Origin of the sequence: Leptolyngbya sp. FACHB-1624, assembly GCF_047649235.1 — a bacterium.
In the GTDB taxonomy this organism is placed as follows: Bacteria; Cyanobacteriota; Cyanobacteriia; order Leptolyngbyales; family Leptolyngbyaceae; genus Leptolyngbya; species Leptolyngbya boryana.
This window is the reverse complement of the sequence record NZ_CP180258.1, coordinates 2,442,443-2,460,563: the sequence shown is the minus strand read 5'-3', so window position 1 is coordinate 2,460,563 and position 18,121 is coordinate 2,442,443. Positions and strand designations below refer to the sequence as shown.

At 47.2% G+C, this 18,121-nt stretch carries 16 protein-coding genes; 9 read left to right on the top strand and 7 right to left on the bottom strand.

All coding sequences use genetic code 11. From position 1 onward, the window contains the following. Positions 1-52: 52 nt before the first annotated feature. Positions 53-664 carry a DUF938 domain-containing protein gene (locus ACMUEV_RS11395; RefSeq protein ID WP_190653208.1) on the bottom strand — a complete coding sequence of 204 codons (612 nt, stop codon included), beginning with the start codon at positions 662-664 and terminating at the stop codon, positions 53-55. A gap of 442 nt (positions 665-1,106) precedes the next feature. Between ACMUEV_RS11395 and ACMUEV_RS11390 the strand changes: the two genes are divergently transcribed. Both ACMUEV_RS11390 and ACMUEV_RS11385 read left to right on the top strand, forming a co-directional pair. Then, on the top strand, positions 1,107-2,966 hold the full coding sequence (locus tag ACMUEV_RS11390) for a TolC family protein (protein ID WP_348251524.1): 1,860 nt from the start codon (positions 1,107-1,109) through the stop codon (positions 2,964-2,966). Positions 2,967-3,043: 77 nt separating this feature from the next. Further along, positions 3,044-4,009, top strand: coding sequence for a M23 family metallopeptidase (locus ACMUEV_RS11385; protein WP_190653210.1), 966 nt, complete (start codon positions 3,044-3,046; stop codon positions 4,007-4,009). Between the two features lie 164 nt (positions 4,010-4,173). Here ACMUEV_RS11385 and ACMUEV_RS11380 read toward each other — a convergent pair whose 3' ends face one another. Further along, a complete protein-coding gene (locus tag ACMUEV_RS11380) occupies positions 4,174-5,952 on the bottom strand; it encodes a sensor histidine kinase (protein ID WP_190653211.1) in 1,779 nt (592 codons plus the stop codon). A 427-nt stretch (positions 5,953-6,379) separates the two neighbouring features. Here ACMUEV_RS11380 and ACMUEV_RS11375 point away from each other — a divergent pair, with 427 nt between their 5' ends. After that, entirely contained in the window at positions 6,380-7,306 is a 927-nt protein-coding gene (locus ACMUEV_RS11375; protein ID WP_190653212.1) for a tetratricopeptide repeat protein, read from the top strand. Positions 7,307-7,426: 120 nt separating this feature from the next. Here the strand turns inward: ACMUEV_RS11375 and ACMUEV_RS11370 are convergent, their stop codons facing one another. Together ACMUEV_RS11370 and ACMUEV_RS11365 are read right to left on the bottom strand one after the other, a co-directional pair. Next, positions 7,427-8,632, bottom strand: coding sequence for an AAA family ATPase (locus ACMUEV_RS11370; RefSeq protein WP_017288975.1), 1,206 nt, complete (start codon positions 8,630-8,632; stop codon positions 7,427-7,429). Positions 8,633-8,638: 6 nt separating this feature from the next. Beyond that, positions 8,639-9,055, bottom strand: a complete 417-nt coding sequence (locus tag ACMUEV_RS11365) for a hypothetical protein (protein WP_190653213.1) — start codon at positions 9,053-9,055, stop codon at positions 8,639-8,641. 89 nt (positions 9,056-9,144) lie between these two features. Here ACMUEV_RS11365 and ACMUEV_RS11360 point away from each other — a divergent pair, with 89 nt between their 5' ends. From ACMUEV_RS11360 to ACMUEV_RS11345, 4 genes are all read left to right on the top strand, one after another. Further along, positions 9,145-10,767 (top strand): ABC transporter substrate-binding protein, encoded by a 1,623-nt coding sequence (locus tag ACMUEV_RS11360; protein ID WP_190653214.1) that lies wholly within the window; start codon positions 9,145-9,147, stop codon positions 10,765-10,767. 137 nt (positions 10,768-10,904) lie between these two features. Continuing rightward, a complete protein-coding gene (locus ACMUEV_RS11355) occupies positions 10,905-11,345 on the top strand; it encodes an RrF2 family transcriptional regulator (protein ID WP_190653215.1) in 441 nt (146 codons plus the stop codon). A 310-nt stretch (positions 11,346-11,655) separates the two neighbouring features. Then, complete coding sequence (locus ACMUEV_RS11350; protein ID WP_190653216.1) at positions 11,656-12,396, top strand: dinitrogenase iron-molybdenum cofactor biosynthesis protein; 741 nt, start codon at positions 11,656-11,658, stop codon at positions 12,394-12,396. Positions 12,397-13,096: 700 nt separating this feature from the next. Further along, the gene (locus ACMUEV_RS11345) at positions 13,097-14,161 is read left to right on the top strand and encodes an SH3 domain-containing protein (RefSeq protein WP_190653217.1); all 1,065 of its coding nucleotides are present in this window, start codon (positions 13,097-13,099) and stop codon (positions 14,159-14,161) included. 50 nt (positions 14,162-14,211) lie between these two features. Here ACMUEV_RS11345 and ACMUEV_RS11340 read toward each other — a convergent pair whose 3' ends face one another. Next, positions 14,212-15,087 (bottom strand): M23 family metallopeptidase, encoded by an 876-nt coding sequence (locus ACMUEV_RS11340; RefSeq protein ID WP_190653218.1) that lies wholly within the window; start codon positions 15,085-15,087, stop codon positions 14,212-14,214. Between the two features lie 233 nt (positions 15,088-15,320). On the opposite strand from ACMUEV_RS11340, the gene ACMUEV_RS11335 reads away from it, so the two are divergent. Both ACMUEV_RS11335 and ACMUEV_RS11330 read left to right on the top strand, forming a co-directional pair. Beyond that, entirely contained in the window at positions 15,321-16,295 is a 975-nt protein-coding gene (locus ACMUEV_RS11335; RefSeq protein ID WP_190653219.1) for a carbohydrate kinase family protein, read from the top strand. 3 nt (positions 16,296-16,298) lie between these two features. Further along, entirely contained in the window at positions 16,299-16,760 is a 462-nt protein-coding gene (locus tag ACMUEV_RS11330) for a CYTH domain-containing protein (protein WP_190653220.1), read from the top strand. Positions 16,761-16,769: 9 nt separating this feature from the next. On the opposite strand, the gene ACMUEV_RS11325 is transcribed toward ACMUEV_RS11330, so the two are convergent. Continuing rightward, on the bottom strand, positions 16,770-17,678 hold the full coding sequence (locus ACMUEV_RS11325; protein ID WP_017288982.1) for a glutaminase: 909 nt from the start codon (positions 17,676-17,678) through the stop codon (positions 16,770-16,772). Between the two features lie 60 nt (positions 17,679-17,738). Further along, entirely contained in the window at positions 17,739-18,065 is a 327-nt protein-coding gene (locus ACMUEV_RS11320; RefSeq protein WP_017288983.1) for a carbon dioxide-concentrating mechanism protein CcmK, read from the bottom strand. Positions 18,066-18,121: the final 56 nt, after the last annotated feature.

The window sequence follows — 18,121 nt, the reverse complement described above, 5'->3', positions numbered from 1 at the left end:
GACTCGTCAAACTTAAGTTTTAATCACACCTATCTACTTATGTTTGAAATTCCTATTGCTTTTGAAAGACAACAGATAGATTATTGGCAGGCATTGGAAAGACTTTCAATAACTCTAAATTTTGTGCTTGAGCCGCATCAACTACATCCTCTAGATTTCTGACACCCCACTCTGGATTTTGTAGTTGCAAGCTGTCATCGAACAATTCATTACTAGGAGCGGTATGAATTCCGCTTTGTTTGTAAGGACCGTACAAATACAAAATTCCGCCGGGTGGAAGCAGTCGATTCGCACCTGCCACTAGTCCTAAACACGCTGCCCAGGGCGCGATGTGAATCATATTAATATTCACGATCGCTTGAATTGAGTCTTCAACATTCCAAACTGAATCACATGCGTCAATCTCGATCGGGGCAGCTAGATTCTCCGCAGGCTCAAACTCGCGCCACGCGGCGATACTGTCACGCGCGATCGCGCTTGGATCAGAAGGTTGCCATCGTCGAGGTGCTAAACGAGGTGCAAAGAATACCGCATGTTCTCCTGTGCCACTGGAAATTTCTAGGATTGTTCCTGCTGGAGGGAGCACTTCCAGTAAAACCTCTAGAATCGGTTCACGATTGCGTTGAGTGGCAGGAGCAAATTGACGATCGTGAGATGGATTCATTAGATATACCTTCTATTCATCGACTTAACGAGAGAAAATTGATTGAGCCATTGAAATTTTTAACTTATCCGGATTCACGCTTGACCCTAGCGGTAATAGTTATACCTCACTGCTCCACAAGCTGATCCATCTGTATACCCCCTTCCGACATAAATCAGATTGGCATTCCTACTCTTCTCACAATGCATTGATCTGAAATATTGCTGAAGGATTGTCGATCGCGGAACCAATCCCCAAACCTCCCGATTTACAAGTATCTTCCAATCTAAATCTGTTCGATGGAACTTGTCGAACTCGAAAATTTAACCTCTAAAGTCGCAAGGTTTTTTGTCGATCGACAGCTAGAAACGATATCCTGCTTAAGGCTGCACAACTCAGAACTCTAAAGAGTCTGAACAAGTCTAAAAAATGATCGTGATCTCAGTGGGCGAACCGAAATCGTATGAAACCGTATTTTGAATTGTTGGCTTTAGGTGTAGGAGCGTGGATGGCTATCGGCTCGGTGGATGCGGCAACCGCCAATCCCACCTCACCCCAAAATGAGCCAGAACCCGCCTCAAACTCGTCCGTCGCCGCTCAACCACAATCTCGTGTTCTGGTTGCGGCTCCCCCCAGTGTGGCAAAACCCTCAATTTTTAACCAATTCAAGCCAGAGAACAGTTCTCCAACGCTCACCCTCGCAGCATCGCGCGACTTAGAAGGCGATCCTACCCCTCCTTGGGTCATTGATCTCAAACCGAACGCGATCGCACAAACTCCCTCCGTCGTTGTCCCAACCAAACCCGTCACGACTAAGCCAACCCCCAAACCCAACCCAACCGCCCAAGCTCCAGCAACTCCACGTCCTTCTGCACCCTTACCCCGACCAACGACCTCTACACCCACCCCCACTCCCACCCCTACACCAACCCCTACTCCCCCACTCCCCACCTCCCCACCTCCCACCCCCGGCGCTTCTGCCCAAACCCTCCTCACCCCCTCCCCCAACCGTCTCCTCTTCCCCACCAAACCTGGAGAAGTCCAAGTCCGTTTCGTCCAACCGATTACCCTCCAACAAGCGCTAGACCTTGCAGAACGCAACAACCGCGATTTAGAAATCGCCCGTCTGCAAGTTGAACAAAGCCGTGCTGCCATTCGAGAAGCGCGTGCAGGAAACTTTCCCACACTTGCATTGACATCCAACCTCACTCGTTCTGGAAGTGCTTTCATCACTCAAGACACCCAACAAAATAGCTTTCTAGAGCAACTGGGCATCCAAAGTCAGAGCGGCAGCTCCACACGAACGGCGTTCGGTCTGGGCGCACAGCTAAACTACGACATTTTTACGTCAGGGTTACGTCCCGCTCAGATTGAAGCAGCAGAACGGCGATCGCGCACGGCTGAATTGCAATTGGAACAAACTCGCGAAGAACTGCGGCTGCAAGTTTCCAATGATTACTACAACTTGCAGAATGCAGACTCTCAAGTTGCGATTAACGAAGCAGCAGTCCGAAATGCAGAAGCTAACCTGCGAGACTCGAGAGCGCAAGAAACAGCCGGACTAGGAACTCGATTTGACACCTTGCGTGCAGAAGTTAACTTAGCCAATGCTCAGCAGCAACTTCGCAACTCCCAAGCGACCCAGGAGATCAATCGCCGACAACTGGCTCAGCGGCTCAGTTTATCGGAAACCGCGACGCTGACCGCGGCTGATCCAGTTCAGCCTGCAGGAACGTGGACGATTCCATTGGAAGATAGCATCGTCTTGGCTTATAAAAATCGAGCAGAACTCGAAGAACAGCTTGTGCAGCGTGAAATTAGCCAAGCTCAAATTCGGGCTGCACGAGCGCAAAATGGAGTCACTCTTGGCTTTGTCGCCTCGTATGATTTCAGTCGCTCTGGAACCGTTGATACCGATGCTAACAATTCCGACAATTACAGCCTGGGACTGCAAGCACGTTGGAATCTTTTTGATGGCGGGGCAACCAATGCTCAAATTAGCCAGCGAGAACGCGATCGCGAGATTGCCGAAGCCCGATTTGCTCAGAACCGCAATCAAATCCGCTTCCAAGTCGAGCAAGCTTTCGCGAACCTCCAAGCCAACTTTGCCAATATCAATACGACTCAGCAATCGGTCGCCCAGGCAGAAGAAGCGCTGAGATTGGCAATTCTGCGCTTCCAGGCTGGAGTCGGTACACAAACCGATCGAATTAGTGCTGAAGCAGCCCTGACTCAAGCTCAGGGAAACCGTGTTAGCGCCATCATCGGTTACAACCAAGCACTCGCTCAACTGCGACGTGCTGTGAGTAACATTCGCCCATAAGTGGCGCGATTTTCTAAATACCCGTCACAATAAAAGCTTGAGCCTTCTCGATCGCTATTGTCTCCCTAAATCGTCCCATGACTCACTCTCTACTTAATCTCTTCTGGATGCGTGCCTTAATGATTTCAGGGTTGGGCTGGCTCGTCGGACTCGGTGCGATCCGTTCTGTCCACGCTCAAGCCCCAACCGATCCTTTGCCTGCAGTCAAACCTGCTGCTCCTGCTGCGGTTGAGATTGCGCCACCCGTTCAAGTTGCCCCTGCGGTTGAAGTTGCCCCTGTGGAGGGGGATACGTTTATTGACAAAACCGACTATGACTTAGGTGCAACTGAACGATCGACTCCGACTCCAACCGTGATTGCGAAACCTCCAGCGTCGATCGTGTCTCCTCGGTATCGTGCGCCTGCTGAATCGGTGAGTATGGCTCCGGTTGAAGTGGGCGGCTTTAACTTGTCCGTCACGGGAATTAACTGGGCAGGAGCAGCGCAATCCAATCCGATTGGCTCTGCTTACGGAACGGTTCAAAATTATTACAATCGCAGTGTTCGCCCAATCGGACGCATTGGGAATGGCGATCTCAAGTTAATTTTTCCGCTAGCGATTCCGTCTCCGATTACATCCATGTTTGGTTGGCGAGTTCATCCGATTACGGGCAATACAAGATTGCATACAGGCACTGATCTGGGTGCAGCATTAGGTACTCCTGTTTTAGCAGCGTTAACAGGCCGCGTCATTCTCTCTGATTTCTTTGGAGGCTATGGTTTATCGGTTGCGCTGGAACACAATGCAGGGGCACAACAGACGCTCTATGCTCACTTATCAGAGATCTTCGTCAAACCGGGCGATATTGTGAAACAGGGTACGGTGATTGGGCGAGTGGGGAGTACAGGCAATTCGACTGGACCTCACTTGCACTTTGAGGTGCGCCAGCAGACGACTGAAGGTTGGGTGGCAATGGATGCAGGAGTCGTCTTAGAAACGGCGATGGCAGAATTAGTGAAATCGATGCAAGTCGCTCAAAAACCTGCTCAGCTCGATCGTTAATCGGCACAATCTTAGTGCTTGATCCTAGTGCTTGAATAGTCTGTCGAGCTACTCGTCAACTTGCAGAGTGGGGAAATAGGAGAATAGGGCAAAAATCTGAAATCATGGTTGCTCCTCCCCACTCTTCTACCAGACAGATTTACTGGAATCACCGACTCCTTCACTCACGATCGCATTAACTTGACCCGAAATACCGTTCCAGGCGTGCGCCGCTCCACGGTAATCGTTCCTTGATGCAATTCGACACATCGCTGCACGATCGCTAATCCCAATCCTGTTCCACGAATCGTGCCAACATTCTGCCCGCGATGAAATGAGTCAAATAATCGCAGCAAATCTGGTTCAGGAATCCCAATCCCTTGATCTGTCACCTCAAAGGTCAACACGTCAGCATCACACGTCAAGGCTAGACGCACCTCACCACCATTTGGAGAGTATTTAATCGCATTAGATAGTAAATTTGTGAGAATCGATCGCAGCAGCTTTTCATCCAAATTTGCTTGTTCACATTTCTCATCATTGACGAATAATAATCGATGCTGAGCACTGGCATTGATCTGCATGGATTCAATCAATCTTCCACAAAACTCAGCCGGATTCATTAGCTTAGGGGAAAAGAGCGCGACTCCTGCTTGATCTTGTCCAAGTAGTAAAACGTCTTCCATCAACTGTGTCATCTGATTCACGGCAGAAAATAAGCGATCGAACGATTCATTTTTCTGCATCACTGACATTTGATCACCAAATTGTTTCAACATACGGGCTGCAATGAGCACAGCACTCAGAGGAGTCCGAAACTCGTGCGACACCATTGAAACAAAGCGCTCTTTAATCGTGGCAACTTCTCTCGCTTTTTCTACTTCCGCCCGTTCTGCAACATGAGTTTCCAAGGAGCTACCCATTTCATTAAATGCCTCAGCAAGCTGCCCTAAAATTCCCGGCTGAAATGGTCTCTCAACTCGTGCCGTTAACTCTCCTTTTGTGAGCTTCTGAGTCACATCTAGTAACTCGCAAATCGGGCGCTGAATCGCCACAACACTGAAATACCAAGTTGCAGTCAGTGCAAACAGGGTAATCAGGCTGAGCCAAAGGAAGCTTTCCAGTGCATCTTGATTGACCTGAGTGAGAATGACAGACTGTGGAATGCTGATGATGACTTCGAGATCGGAGACATCTTGGGGCAGGAGATTCGTAAACGCAAATAACTGGAGCGAGCCGTCTAACCCTTGAGTTTCAACGATGTTCGAGGCTTGATTTTGCCGCTGTAATTCCTGAAATAGAGGGGTATGTCGAATTGATTGACCGACCCAAAGGTTTGGTTTCGGATAGTGTGCTAAAACAACTCCTTGTCGATCGATAACACTGATCGTAGAACCTGCTGGCAAATTCTGCTGAGCAATGACCTCATTGAGCCAAGTCAAACTTAAAGTGGCAACAATCACAGTCTTCACGCGATCGTCTGCCAAGATTGGATAACTAAACCCAATCCCAGGCTGTCCGGTAATTCGACCCACCTGATATTCGCCGATGGCAAAGTTATGATTGCGGAGTGTTTTTTGAAACCAACTCCGATCTCCGACGTTCAGCATTTTTGCAGAGGTTGGCACACTGCAAACTAAGTCGCCCTGAGGTGAGATAGTTGCTAAGACCAAATATTGTTGCGATTTCTGCAAGATTGGCTCAAAGGTTGGAGAACATTCTGTGATGTTCAGTTCTGGTTGAGTTGCTAGGGTTTGAAGTAATTCTCGCGTTTCTTCAACCAGAGCATCTTGTTTGACGACGACTTGTTGTGCCACTCTCGCCGCTTGTTCTCGATATCGGGCAGCGATTAAATCTCGTTCTCGTATTCTAAACAGTAGAGTCAGGACAAACCCCGGCAAGATTGCAAGTAATACAAGTAGCAATAATCGCGATCGTAATCCGCCCAAATTCAAAGCAGCCATATGGCAGGATACCAGGAACAAAAAACCTCAATTTTTAGTAAATCACGGGTCCTGGAGCGATCAGCGCAAAGTATGAAACTTTATATTTTGATTATGATTGAGAATACTGAGGGCACAGTTTAGACAAGCTGTAGTGACTGCTACTATATAATCGCGGTTACACGCAAGGTATTACGATCAAGACCGTATAAAGTAATATGTCTTAAGCTTTCTAACTCTGCACATGTCCCGAATTACTTAGACATCTGATACATCAAAAAGCCCTTGTCATAATGTCTAGAAGATTGTTTAATCGATTGAAATCGTGAAAGTTTGGTGAATAAATTAAAAGGGCATCATGTCCTGAATTTAAAGATGAGACCTGAATATTTGTAGAAGGCGATGAGAGTTAGGTCTGCAACGATAACAATTGATTGTGAGTGTAAATATGTCTATCCGATTGTGTTTGAAAATCGTACTCTTGTCTCCTGGATTGTGTTTTCTGCCTCCTGTCGTGTCTCCGATTCATGCATCCCCACTGCTGCTTGCTCAAGCGTCTCGACAAGCGGCAGAATCTGCAGAGTCAAAGGTAAATCAAGGACTACAACAAATTCAGCAAGGAAAATTGAATGAAGCGATCGCTTCATTTCGCGAAGCAGCAAAGCTCAATCCGCGTCTTGCGGCAGCTCACTATAATTTAGGACTCGCCTTACGCCAAGCGGGACAACTTCAACCCTCCGCCGATGCTTTCTATCAAGCGACCAAAGCAGATCCAAAATTTGCCCTAGCTTTCGCAAATCTCGGTGCTGCTCTACTAGAGGGCAATAATATCAAGCAAGCAAGAGATTATTTAACCAGAGCGATCGAACTTGATCCGAAGTCGGGTGTGGCTCAGTATAATCTGGGCTTAGTTCTGATGCAGGAGAAGAACTATGATGCTGCAGTGCAAGCGTTCCAGAAATCAGCCAATCTAAGTTTGAATGCTCCGGAGCCTTTATTTCAGATCGGACAAGCCTATCAGCAGCAAGGAAAATTGAATGAAGCGATGTCTGCGTTTCAGCAAGCGATTCAGCGCAATCCGAACTATGTCGAAGCACACTATAGCTTAGGTTTAGTCTCTTACTATCAAGGTAAATTAGACCAAGCTTTGAATGGGTTTCGCAAAGCAACGCAGATTAATCCGAAGTTTGCAACGGGTTACTATGCCGCAGGTTTAGTATTTGTTCGGCAGAAGAATTTGCCTGAAGCTGAACGGGTGTTGCGATATGCCAGAGATCTCTTTTCTAGTCAAGGGAATACAGCTTGGGCGAAGAAGACAGAACAGCAGCTTGAGCAAGTGAAACGGATTGAACGCGGGGAGATGCGCCCGCAATAGATACGCCCAAAGATGTATGAGGAAAGTTTCGGGTTCTCCTCGACTAGGCTTAACTCGATACGTGAGCGATGCGTGGGCTGAGCGTAGTCGCAACTCAACCCCACGATTCACTCGATCGCGCTAAACAAATCGATGCTGAAATTCACAGATCAAATCTACTCGACCTTTGCGCAACATTGCCGGATCAAGCCGTTCCGTCGTATTGCAAGTCATCAGCACGACTAATTTTTGTTCTAGCTCAAAGTTACCAACGCTCACCACACTCTGATACAACGTTCCATCGAGCAAGCTCAAAATATGCTCTGTCTTATTACTCGCCTGAGCAATCTCTGTTGATCGATCCTGTGCTAAGTTATCTGCCTCATTGATAATCAGACAAATCCGCTCAAGATAAGCAGGCGGCACAAAATTCTCAACCGCATCGTGATCCAAAATGAAAATCACATAGCCCAAGGGTACGAGAATTTCTTTCGCGATCGCTTGCGTCCAAGCAGTCTTTCCAGTTCCCGGATCACCATGCACTAAGACGGCGAGACGATCTTGCGTCATGACCGTTTGCTGCACCGCATCACTAAAGGCTTGAATCTCCTCTGGAAAGTCACGGGTACTAAACTGAGCATGAATTTGACCTACACGGTTCTGATACCCACTTAGCATCACTGCTAAGCCATAGGTCGCCTTTTGAATCAACGGAGCCATATTCTTCGCCATCAGCGTCCAATACCGCCGACCGCGATCGACATAGTCAATTTGCAACCACGCATCATGGCTTGACCAATAGGCATAAACGGTACTAACTACATCGAGACGTTCCCACTGATCAAATCGATCGGGTGGAAAGTAAAACCAGCGATCGAGATAGTTCTGAGTAATCAAATCTGGACGACCTAAGATTTCCAGCATTTTCCGAATTGCCGTTTCCTGCAATCGATTCAAAGCATAATCGATCGGAATACTGCTACGGCTCACAACTTGCCGCATCGGAGTTTCTACACTCAAGCTATCGATATAGTGGTGATCCGGACAGGGTGGCTCAGGCGTGAGATAGTTCCAAACCTGATCTAGTTCTCCACGCGTATAAGACGAGCAAAGATTGATTACATTTGACCACCAAGCTTGATAGCTCCGTCCCAGAGAATCTGTAATCGTACTCACTGCACCCATCATGCGGCGATTCAGTTCATCCCCGTCGTTCTGTACAAGGTGCAAAAAATAATTCCAGTCAAAATCTCGATTCAGCGGTCGCCATCCCGCTGCTAGTAAGTTTTGCCCTTGCTGTTGACTATGCTGAAATTGATTGTATTGATTGAAGTTGAAGTCTGACATAAGATTTCAGAACGATTTTAAATTGGGTTCGACCCAAGTAGAACGAGCAAGCGGTGAAAACAAACAATCGCGGCTGTAATATTCAAACAACACTGCCGGATCAGCGTAGTGATGAATGAGTTGATTGGCTAAGTTCAGTAAAGAATCATGAATATCAACATGATTGAGATCGGTTTGAATGAGGTGAATCCAAAATAACGTAATTGTTTCGTGATAGCCGCCAGTTGGAGTTGATTCAATCCCGTGTGTATGATTATAGCGTTGGATGCCAAAGCGGATTTTCTCTACTGCAGTGCGAGGAGATCGAATTAAATACCACAATGCAACGGTTAAATGTGCTGTATGTGTCCAGTGTTCTCTCGCTAAACGACAATCCTCAAACGCTCGAACCAATTCAGTAATTTCATCTTCTGACGTATACATGAGCAAACTACTGACATACTACATATATAATACAATTACTGTCAACGGGTTTCGGATACAATCCTGAAGTCTTTTAGTCATCAGTTGCAATGGTCAAACCTCGAATTTGGCGATCGACATTCATCGGGCTTCTCATGGTGATGAGCGTGATCGTTACCAATTGTGCCTCACAAAATACGACTCCGACGGCTCCGGGAGTTTTAGTCTATGCAGCCAGTGGGCAGCCGACCAATTTAGAACCCGGAAATATCACTGACGGAAATTCTCTGATTGTTCAGAATCAAATCTACAATCGCTTGATCCAATTCAAGCCTGGAACTGCGGACTTAGAGCCGAGTTTAGCAACGTCTTGGAGCGCCTCAAAAGACGGTAAAACGTGGACATTCAAGCTTCGCAAAGGTGTGAAATTCCATGACGGCACCGAGTTTAATGCACAAGCAGTGAAGTTTAATGTCGATCGCTGGTGGGATAAAAAGAATCCGAATGGATTTCGCAATGCGGGCAAAAGCTACGAAATTTGGGGTCAGATTTTTGGCGGTTACAAAGGTGAACCTGATTCACTCGTTCAGGATGTCAAAGTGATCAATCCTTTGACGATTCAATTCGTTCTGAAACAGCCGTTTGCTGCTTTTCCAACAGCGATCGCATCTTCTTACTTTGGCATTGCGAGTCCAACTGCAATTCAGAAAGCAGGGGCGAACTATGGAACACCTGCAAGCGGAGCAATTGGAACCGGGGCATTTGTATTCAAAGGGTGGCAAAGTGGCGATCGCATTACGCTTGAGAAAAATCCGAACTATTGGAAGCCAAACTTACCTCAGTCAAATCAGCTTGTGATGCGGTTTGTAACGGATTCTGGCGCAAGACTTGCACAAGTTAGAGCAGGACAAGTTGATTTTACAGTTGAGCTAGCACCTGATCAAAAGCAAGAAATTGAGCAAGATCAGAATTTAGCAGTGATGAATCGTCCTTCGTTTAATGTCGGCTACTTAGCATTAAATCCGAGCTTTAAGCAGCTTTCTGATGTGCGAGTGCGACAAGCGATCGCACATGCCATTAACCGAGAAGCGCTGGTGCAAGCGTTTTGGAAAGGATCAGCCCAAACAACGCCGCATTTTCTTCCGCCGTCTCTGGATTGGGCAACGTCACCTAAGGTCAAAGGCTATGACTACAATCCTGACAAAGCAAAAGAGTTACTCAAACAAGCAGGATTTGCCAATGGCTTTGAAATCGACTTGTGGTACATGCCTGTAGCACGCCCTTATTTTCCCACACCAAAAGCGATCGCAGAAGCGTTTGCCGCCGACCTACAAGCCGTGGGAATTAAAGCAAATCTGAAAACAAAAGATTGGGCAGCTTATCTTGCTGATCGCAATAAAAAACCAGGCTATCCAATGTTTATGTTGGGTTGGACAGGAGATTATGGTGATCCAGATACATTTTACTATCCGCACTTTGGCCCAGGTAGCACAACCGATTTAGGCAACTGGAAAAACGATCGAGTCATTCAACTGCTGAATCAAGCTCGATTGACAGGCGATCGAACTCGTCGTGCAAAACTTTATGCTGAAGTAGATGAAATTATTCAGCGCGAAGCGGTGCGATTATCGATCGTGCATTCTGATCCGTTATTAGTGCAGCGAAAATCGATCGCCGGATGGACACCTAGCCCATTAGGAACTGAGCCATTTGAAGCGATTCGCAAACAATAATTTTGGTACGAACCAAAACTGCCATCAGTCGAGGATTCGGGGCAACATAGACCCCGTATAAATTCCCACCTCAGCCATCAATGGAGTGTGATTCTAAGCTAAAATCTGAATGCGCACCTGTTTCATAGTCCGAAATCATGCTCTTAGAACTTTCAGGTCGAACGAAATATGCACTCTTAGCGATGTTGGAATTGGCTTCAGTCTATGAGACAGGTGAAACATTACAGATTCGACAGATTGCAGCATCACAGAATATTCCCGATCGCTATTTAGAGCAGTTACTCGCGACCCTAAGACGAGCTACTCTTATTTCGAGTGAGCGGGGCAAAAAAGGGGGATATTTTCTCTCTCGCCATCCTCGCAGGATCACGATGTTGGAAATTGTGAACTGTATGGAAGGAGAAGAACCTGCAACGGCTGCTGAGGATAGTTCTGAACCTGCTGCCATGCAAGCGATTACTGGCTTTTGGCAAAAAGTGAAACGAGCGGCCGATGAGGTTTTAGAAACGCATACCCTGCAAGATTTGTTAGACCAACGCAATCATTTTCAGCAGCCGATTACAATGTATTACATTTAAACGATTGATTTCAGTTGATGGAATATTAATTTCAAAAATCCATCTCCATCGATCGTTGAAACGACAGTCAGAAACATCAACCTTAGTCCACCCACTCAATTGAGTGTCAGACGCAATTTCTGATGCGACTGTAACAGCTTGTGCAACAGAGGTTTACAAAGCACGATGATTTATTCACTTAAGTCAATCGAGCTTACCTCTCGTTCGTAGTCGATCGTACTGAAATCTGAGGTCAAGTCTCAGCTAATGAAGAGAGAGAAAACGTCCGATATTTTCTCACGTTTGCCCTACTCTCTCTGGAAACCTAAGCATGAGTACTACCACAAGTAACCCTCCGATCTCGAATGAAGTTGCCTTAAGAATCGCTCTAGCGGCTAGAGTCCTGCCTGAAATTTCGCTGACTGAGTTGATTGAAGCACTCCAAGATAATGTTGGAGAAGTGTTGAATGAAGCAGCACTCAGCCGCATTACGGTTACGAACTTAAAAACTGCCTTTGGACAGACTTATGATCTAGATGGTGAAGAAGAAGGCGAAGATGCCAATGCAGGCGACATTGCTGCACTCAAAGAAGCGGTTCGGATTCTCTGGGGTGCAAAAGATGAAGCTGAGGCACTTCCGACGATCGAGCCTTATCAAGATGGTGAAATGCCACACTCTGTTCGGATTGCAGTTGCTTCTAACAATCGCGAACTGCTTGATGGTCACTTCGGATCTTGTTTGCGGTACTTGGTCTACCAACTTTCTGCTACAACGCTTAAATTAATTGATATTCGCTCAGCACTCGAAGCTGATCTATCCGACGATCGCAATGGATTTCGCATCAATCTGATTCGAGATTGCCATGTCGTGTATATCGTCTCCATCGGTGGCCCTGCTGCTGCCAAGGTTGTGCAAGCTGGTATTTATCCAATGAAACTAATCGAAGGGGGTGAAGCAAGAGCGATTCTGACTGATCTGCAAACCGTCATTGCGACGGCTCCACCGCCTTGGATGGCAAAAGTTTTAGGTGTTGCAGAAGGTGATCGTGTTAAAAATTACAAGGCAATCTAGCTGTGCGAATCTGATGGAGTAGTTCCAAATGAATCTGCAATACAAAGGTGAATCGTTCTCCACAGTTTACTTTGGGGACTTTGAAAATTAGAGAATTCTCTGATTTCGAGGAATCTTTGAACTTTCAAGTCCTCCAAAATGGAACATCCAGCTTAGTAGATAGTAGAGCGCGATCGCAGTCACCTCAGTAGATGGTGAATCTGCGATCGCGCTCTTTTCCAGCAAACTGCCCCCGGCTTAGAAATCTTATCTATCTGTAAGTCAGTCTGTATCTTTCATTCGTATCTAAGCTAACTGCTCGATCTTATATTTCTTCATGATTCTTGTGATCGTACCATCGTCGATTCTAAGTTTATTGAGCGAGGTACATCAGATACTTCAATTTCATAATTTGAACGAGCCTCTAACAAGCCTATGTGCTAGATGAATTACTTCTTAGCTGCACGAAAAAGAAGTAATTCATCTAGCAAAGAAATGTTTCAGATTCCTTCTGGCTCTAGCGAATGCGCTTAAATAAGCAACTATGGTAGATTCATTGCTCTGAGCACAACCTGAGAGCAGATTTTTCAAAACCTCAGTAGTCGAATAAGTAAGTTTGTGTCTTAGTAAACACACTGGGAGAGACTAGCCTGTCACCTTCATTCGATTCTGACTCAGGATTCAACAGTAAAAGCCTTGTACATCAAAAATCAGGGGAATTATGGAAACAACTGGACGTACTGAAGCCGCACAAGCTCCGCTCCAAGCAGTGTCCGCTCAACCAGAATCAAAAATAGCTCGAATTACACGATCGCTGAAAAAACTAGGATTGATCCTTCCGAGTTCTGCTTGGCTCAGTCTTGCAGGTCTTGTACTTGCTGCATCAACCTTAATCACTCATGTTCCATCCGCTCAAGCCGCGCAATATGTTAAAGTCAGCAGCGGAATTTCTGCCCTGAACGTTCGGAATGGCCCTGGAACGGGATATAGCTTAAACGGTAGACCACTTTATCCAGGTGAAACCGTGCGAGTTGTACAGCAGTCGGGAGGATGGTATCAATTGCCCGACGGAGGATGGTTCTCAGCAGCGTATACAACGACGGGTTCTGGCGGTAGTTCTGGCGGAACTGGTGGCGGTGGAAGCGCAATTACAACCCGAGTGACGACCACAACGACAGTTAACGTTCGGAATGGTCCTGGAACAGGGTATAGCTTAAACGGTAGACCACTTTATTCAGGTGAAACCGTACGAGTCGTGCGCTATTCAAACGGTTGGTATCAATTACCCGACGGAGGATGGTTCTCAGCAGCGTACACAACGACGGGTTCTGGTGGTAGCTCTGGCGGGATTGGTGGCGGTGGAAGCGCAATTACAACCCGAGTGACGACCACAACGACAGTTAATGTTCGGAATGGCCCTGGAACGGGGTATAGCTTGAACGGCAGACCACTTTATCCGGGTGAAACTGTACGAATCGTGCGCTATTCAAATGGTTGGTATCAGTTGCCCGATGGAGGATGGTTCTCAGCAGCGTATACAACGACGGGTTCTGGCGGCAGTTCTGGCGGGACTGGTGGTGGTGGAACGCCTGTCAGTGGCGGAACACCAATCAATCGAACGGTAAGAGCGACCACTTGGGTAAACGTTCGGAATGGCCCTGGTGTGAACTATAGCTTGAATGGAAGACCGCTGAATGCAGGTGAAACTGTACGAGTCGTTCGTCAGTCGGGAGGTTGGTATCAATTACCCGACGGAGGATGGTTCTCGGCAGCTTATGCTCAGTAGTTCGTTCTAGTGATAGGAGATTCAGGAGCAATTGCTCCTGAATTTTCGCGTTAAAAGCGTAAGGGCGATCGCATACTCTGATGTTCAGAGTCCGTCATACTACTTGCACGATTCAGAAAAGGCATTGGATCGACAGCATAAGTATGATCATCTGCACCTTGGCGAATCTCATAGTGTAGATGCGGCCCAGTCGAGTTTCCATTGTTACCAATGTCAGCAATTCGTTGACCGGGGTTCACAGTTTGACCAGGTTTAACATACGCTTTACTGATATGAGCTAGCAGGTGAATTCGGCCCTGCGGATCGCGGATCTTGATATGCCATCCATAGCCCCATTCATAGCTCGTTTCATCTTGTTCGCGACCGACATAGAACACGACACCACAGACTGGACTATGAATTGGATCACCAATTCTTCCGTCAAAATCTACACCCGTATGTAGCCGAGTTTGACCCAGATTAAACGAATCGGGAACTTGTCCAAAGCCTTGATTAATGGCTGGGATCGGAACGGGATAGACGGGAGCGCAATTTTCAGATTGAGTTGGAGATGGGAGCGGTGCTGTTCGGCTGAGATTAGCTCTGGGCTGTGAAGATGCAGCCAGAATCCGAACGAGATCGCCTCGAACCCAACCCTCGATTCCAGAGCGATTAGATTGCATCCTGTACCAGGTGTAGCCGTCTCTGCCCTGAACTTGGTCAAGGATTTGGATGCCATCCCCTGCGACAGCGAAGCCTGCGAGAGTCGCAGAAGTCGAAGGGCGAGTTCGGACATTGATTTGCGCTGTGCGATCGCTGGCGATGAGTTCGGCAGGTTGGGCCGCGATCGAGGCTCCTTGCCAGTCGAACGTTACGATCAAAACAAGGCTTAACAGAGACAGAATCAAGCTTTTCGCTAAAATTCGCTTGGGGCGATTCAGTTTCATAAGGGATGCATTCTGGGGGTAGGAACGAGGGCGAGCAAAAACACATTTATCTTCACCCCATTCTCGTCATTCAACACCAGATCGGGAAATTTAGTCTAAATCTGTGGGATCACTCATCCGTTGAGGTTGACCAATCTGAAGGCGACTTTTTCTGTCAAGTTCAACATTCTTTAGGTTTTGAAGTCTCCCCCGCTCATACACTATGAGAGAACACATTCAACCTAAAGCCTGTAATGCATCCGCGTGTTATCTGTCTCGGCGAAATTCTCTTCGATCGCATTTCCAACCAGCCAGGACTCCCCCTCGAAGCAGTCACCACTTGGACAGATTATCCGGGTGGTGCTCCTGCCAATGTCGCCTGTGCCTTAACTAAACTTGGCACACCCAGCGCATTCGTTGGAGCCGTTGGAGATGATGACTTAGGGCAATCGCTGACCGAGTTACTCAAGACTCTCAAAGTCGATACGAGCGGTGTGCAAATCTATCCTGCTCCAACTCGGACAGTCCTGGTGTTGCGATCACAAACCAACGATCGTAGTTTCGTCGCGTTCGGCGAGAACCGCGATACGAGCGAATTTGCAGATACACAACTTCAAGGCGATCTCATTCCTGTCGAATTGTTTCAACATGCAGATTATCTGGTGCTTGGAACTTTATTGATGGCTTATCCGCGCAGTCGAGTCGCGATCGAGCGGGCTTTACAACTTGCCGAACAGTTTTTTGTCAAAGTCGTCTTAGACGTCAATTGGCGACCTGTGTTTTGGAAAGACCAGAACATTGCACCTGCACTGATTCATGACTTAATCAAGCGGGCAGATTTTCTCAAAATGGCAGAAGAAGAAGCCGCATGGTTATTTGATACAACTGATCCGGGTGTGATTGCTCATCGCGTCGAATCCCTAGAAGGCGTGCTAGTAACCGCAGGCGAAAAAGGATGTAGCTACTGCCTCAATCAGCGAGAAGGAAAGATTCCAGCTTTCTCGATCGACGTTGAAGACACAACAGGCGCAGGCGATAGCTTCTTAGCCGGATTTGTGCATCAACTCTGCCAGCACCAACTGTCTGAAATTAGCCAAGATGCAGAACATATTGTCAAATATGCCAGTGCTGCGGGTGCGTTAACGACCTTAAAAGCAGGCGCGATCGCCGCTCAACCGACCGGGGCAGAAGTCGATGCTTTCTTATTTTTAGATCAACAGGCGAGCTAAGTGATGGGAATCGAAATTGAGCGAAAATTCTTAGTGATTGGAGAGGAATGGCGCGCGCTTGCACCAGGCACTCTGTATCGACAAGGCTACATTCCAACGCTAGAAAGTACAGTGAGAATTCGGATTATTGACGATCGAGGATTTATCACGATTAAAGGCATGACTCAAGGTATTTCGCGATCGGAGTTTGAGTATGAAATTCCGCTCACGGATGCTGCACAAATGTTAGATACGCTCTGCAAACCGCCACTGATTGAAAAATATCGGCACAAAATTTCACTGAATGGCTTAGTTTGGGAAGTCGATGAGTTCTTAGGGCAGAATCAAGGATTAATCATGGCAGAGGTTGAACTAAAAAGCGCCGATCAGTCGATCGATCTGCCCGAATGGATTGGAGAAGATGTTTCTCACGACCCGCGCTATTACAACTCCAATTTAGCGAAGCATCCGTTTAGTACGTGGTAACGCTCTGCACTAGCAAAACACACTCAATTTCAATTCCTGAGCCAGTTTTTCAACTAGAAAAAGTCCAGCAACAGAATTTCCAATCCGATCGATCGCTGGACTATAGCAAGCGATCACGCCTTGTTTTGGCACGATGGCGAGCAGCGCTCCACTCACGCCCGACTTCATCGGCAAGCCAACCTTTACAGCGAAAATTCCAGACACTTCATACAATCCGCAGGTCAACATCAGGGCTGAAACCGTCTGCTGGTGCAAGTGAGAAATTTCCGGATGCGGTTTTGCCAGCAATAACCCCAGTTGTGCTAAATCTGCGATCGTTCCTGACAAACAGCAAAGCTGATTATACGTATCCAGCGCCAGATCTGAACGATCCAGCAAGTCACTCTGAACAAGTAAATCCGCGATCGCACGATTGGTTTCATTCGGCAGCGATCGTACCGAATTCAGCGCGTTTTGATCCAATTCAATTTGAGTGTGAGCGAGATCGTTCAACCATTTGCAAAATGCGGCACAGCGGTCTGAACCGGAAGCTTTGGGCATCAGACCTGTAAGCGCGATCGCGCCGCTATTGATCATAGGATTGCGAGGACGGCTATGATCCGCTTTCAGTTGCACGATCGAATGAAACGGCAAATCCGAAGGTTGCATCCCCACTTGCTGAAAGACGCGCTCAGCACCGACCTGCTCTAGAAGATAAAGCAGCAAAAACGGCTTAATGACGCTCATCAGCACAAAAGGCTGAGCGACATCACCCGCGGCTAGCGTTTGAGTTTCAGCCAAAACTTGAGCCGCAAGCAGGCGCGAATCAACCTGCGCCAACTGCGGAATATAATCTGGAAGCCGTCCTTGCAGCGTAAACCGTCGTGCTTGGATAACCCAAGCATCGAAATCAGCTTGTGTGAGAACTGCCAGAGTCATGAGGAACCGAAGTTTAGAGAAGAAGCCAACAGGAGTATAGCCTCATTCGTTCTGCTTTCCTTAGACTTGATTAAATTCTTCGGTGCGTTCGCTGTAATCGATCGGTAAAACAACCATCAAGTTTTCATTGGGGCGAGGAATATAGTGCGATGATAGAAACAGTTTGTCGCCTTCTTTGTAAGCCGTCATTTTTTTGGCAGCTTCTAATCCAGCTTCAACGGAGATTTTGACTTCTGAAACATCGCCTCGAACGACGATCGTAATATAAGCGCCGCTAACACGTTCCATTTCAACTAATGTCACTCGTGCGGCTTTGACCATGACATCTGCAACCGCAAGCGCCGGGGGTAAACCCCGCACTTCTACCATTCCGACTGCCTTAGCCATCCTCTAAACTCCCTTCCATATTGCGCGCAATATATAGATTATTACAGTTTGGTCTA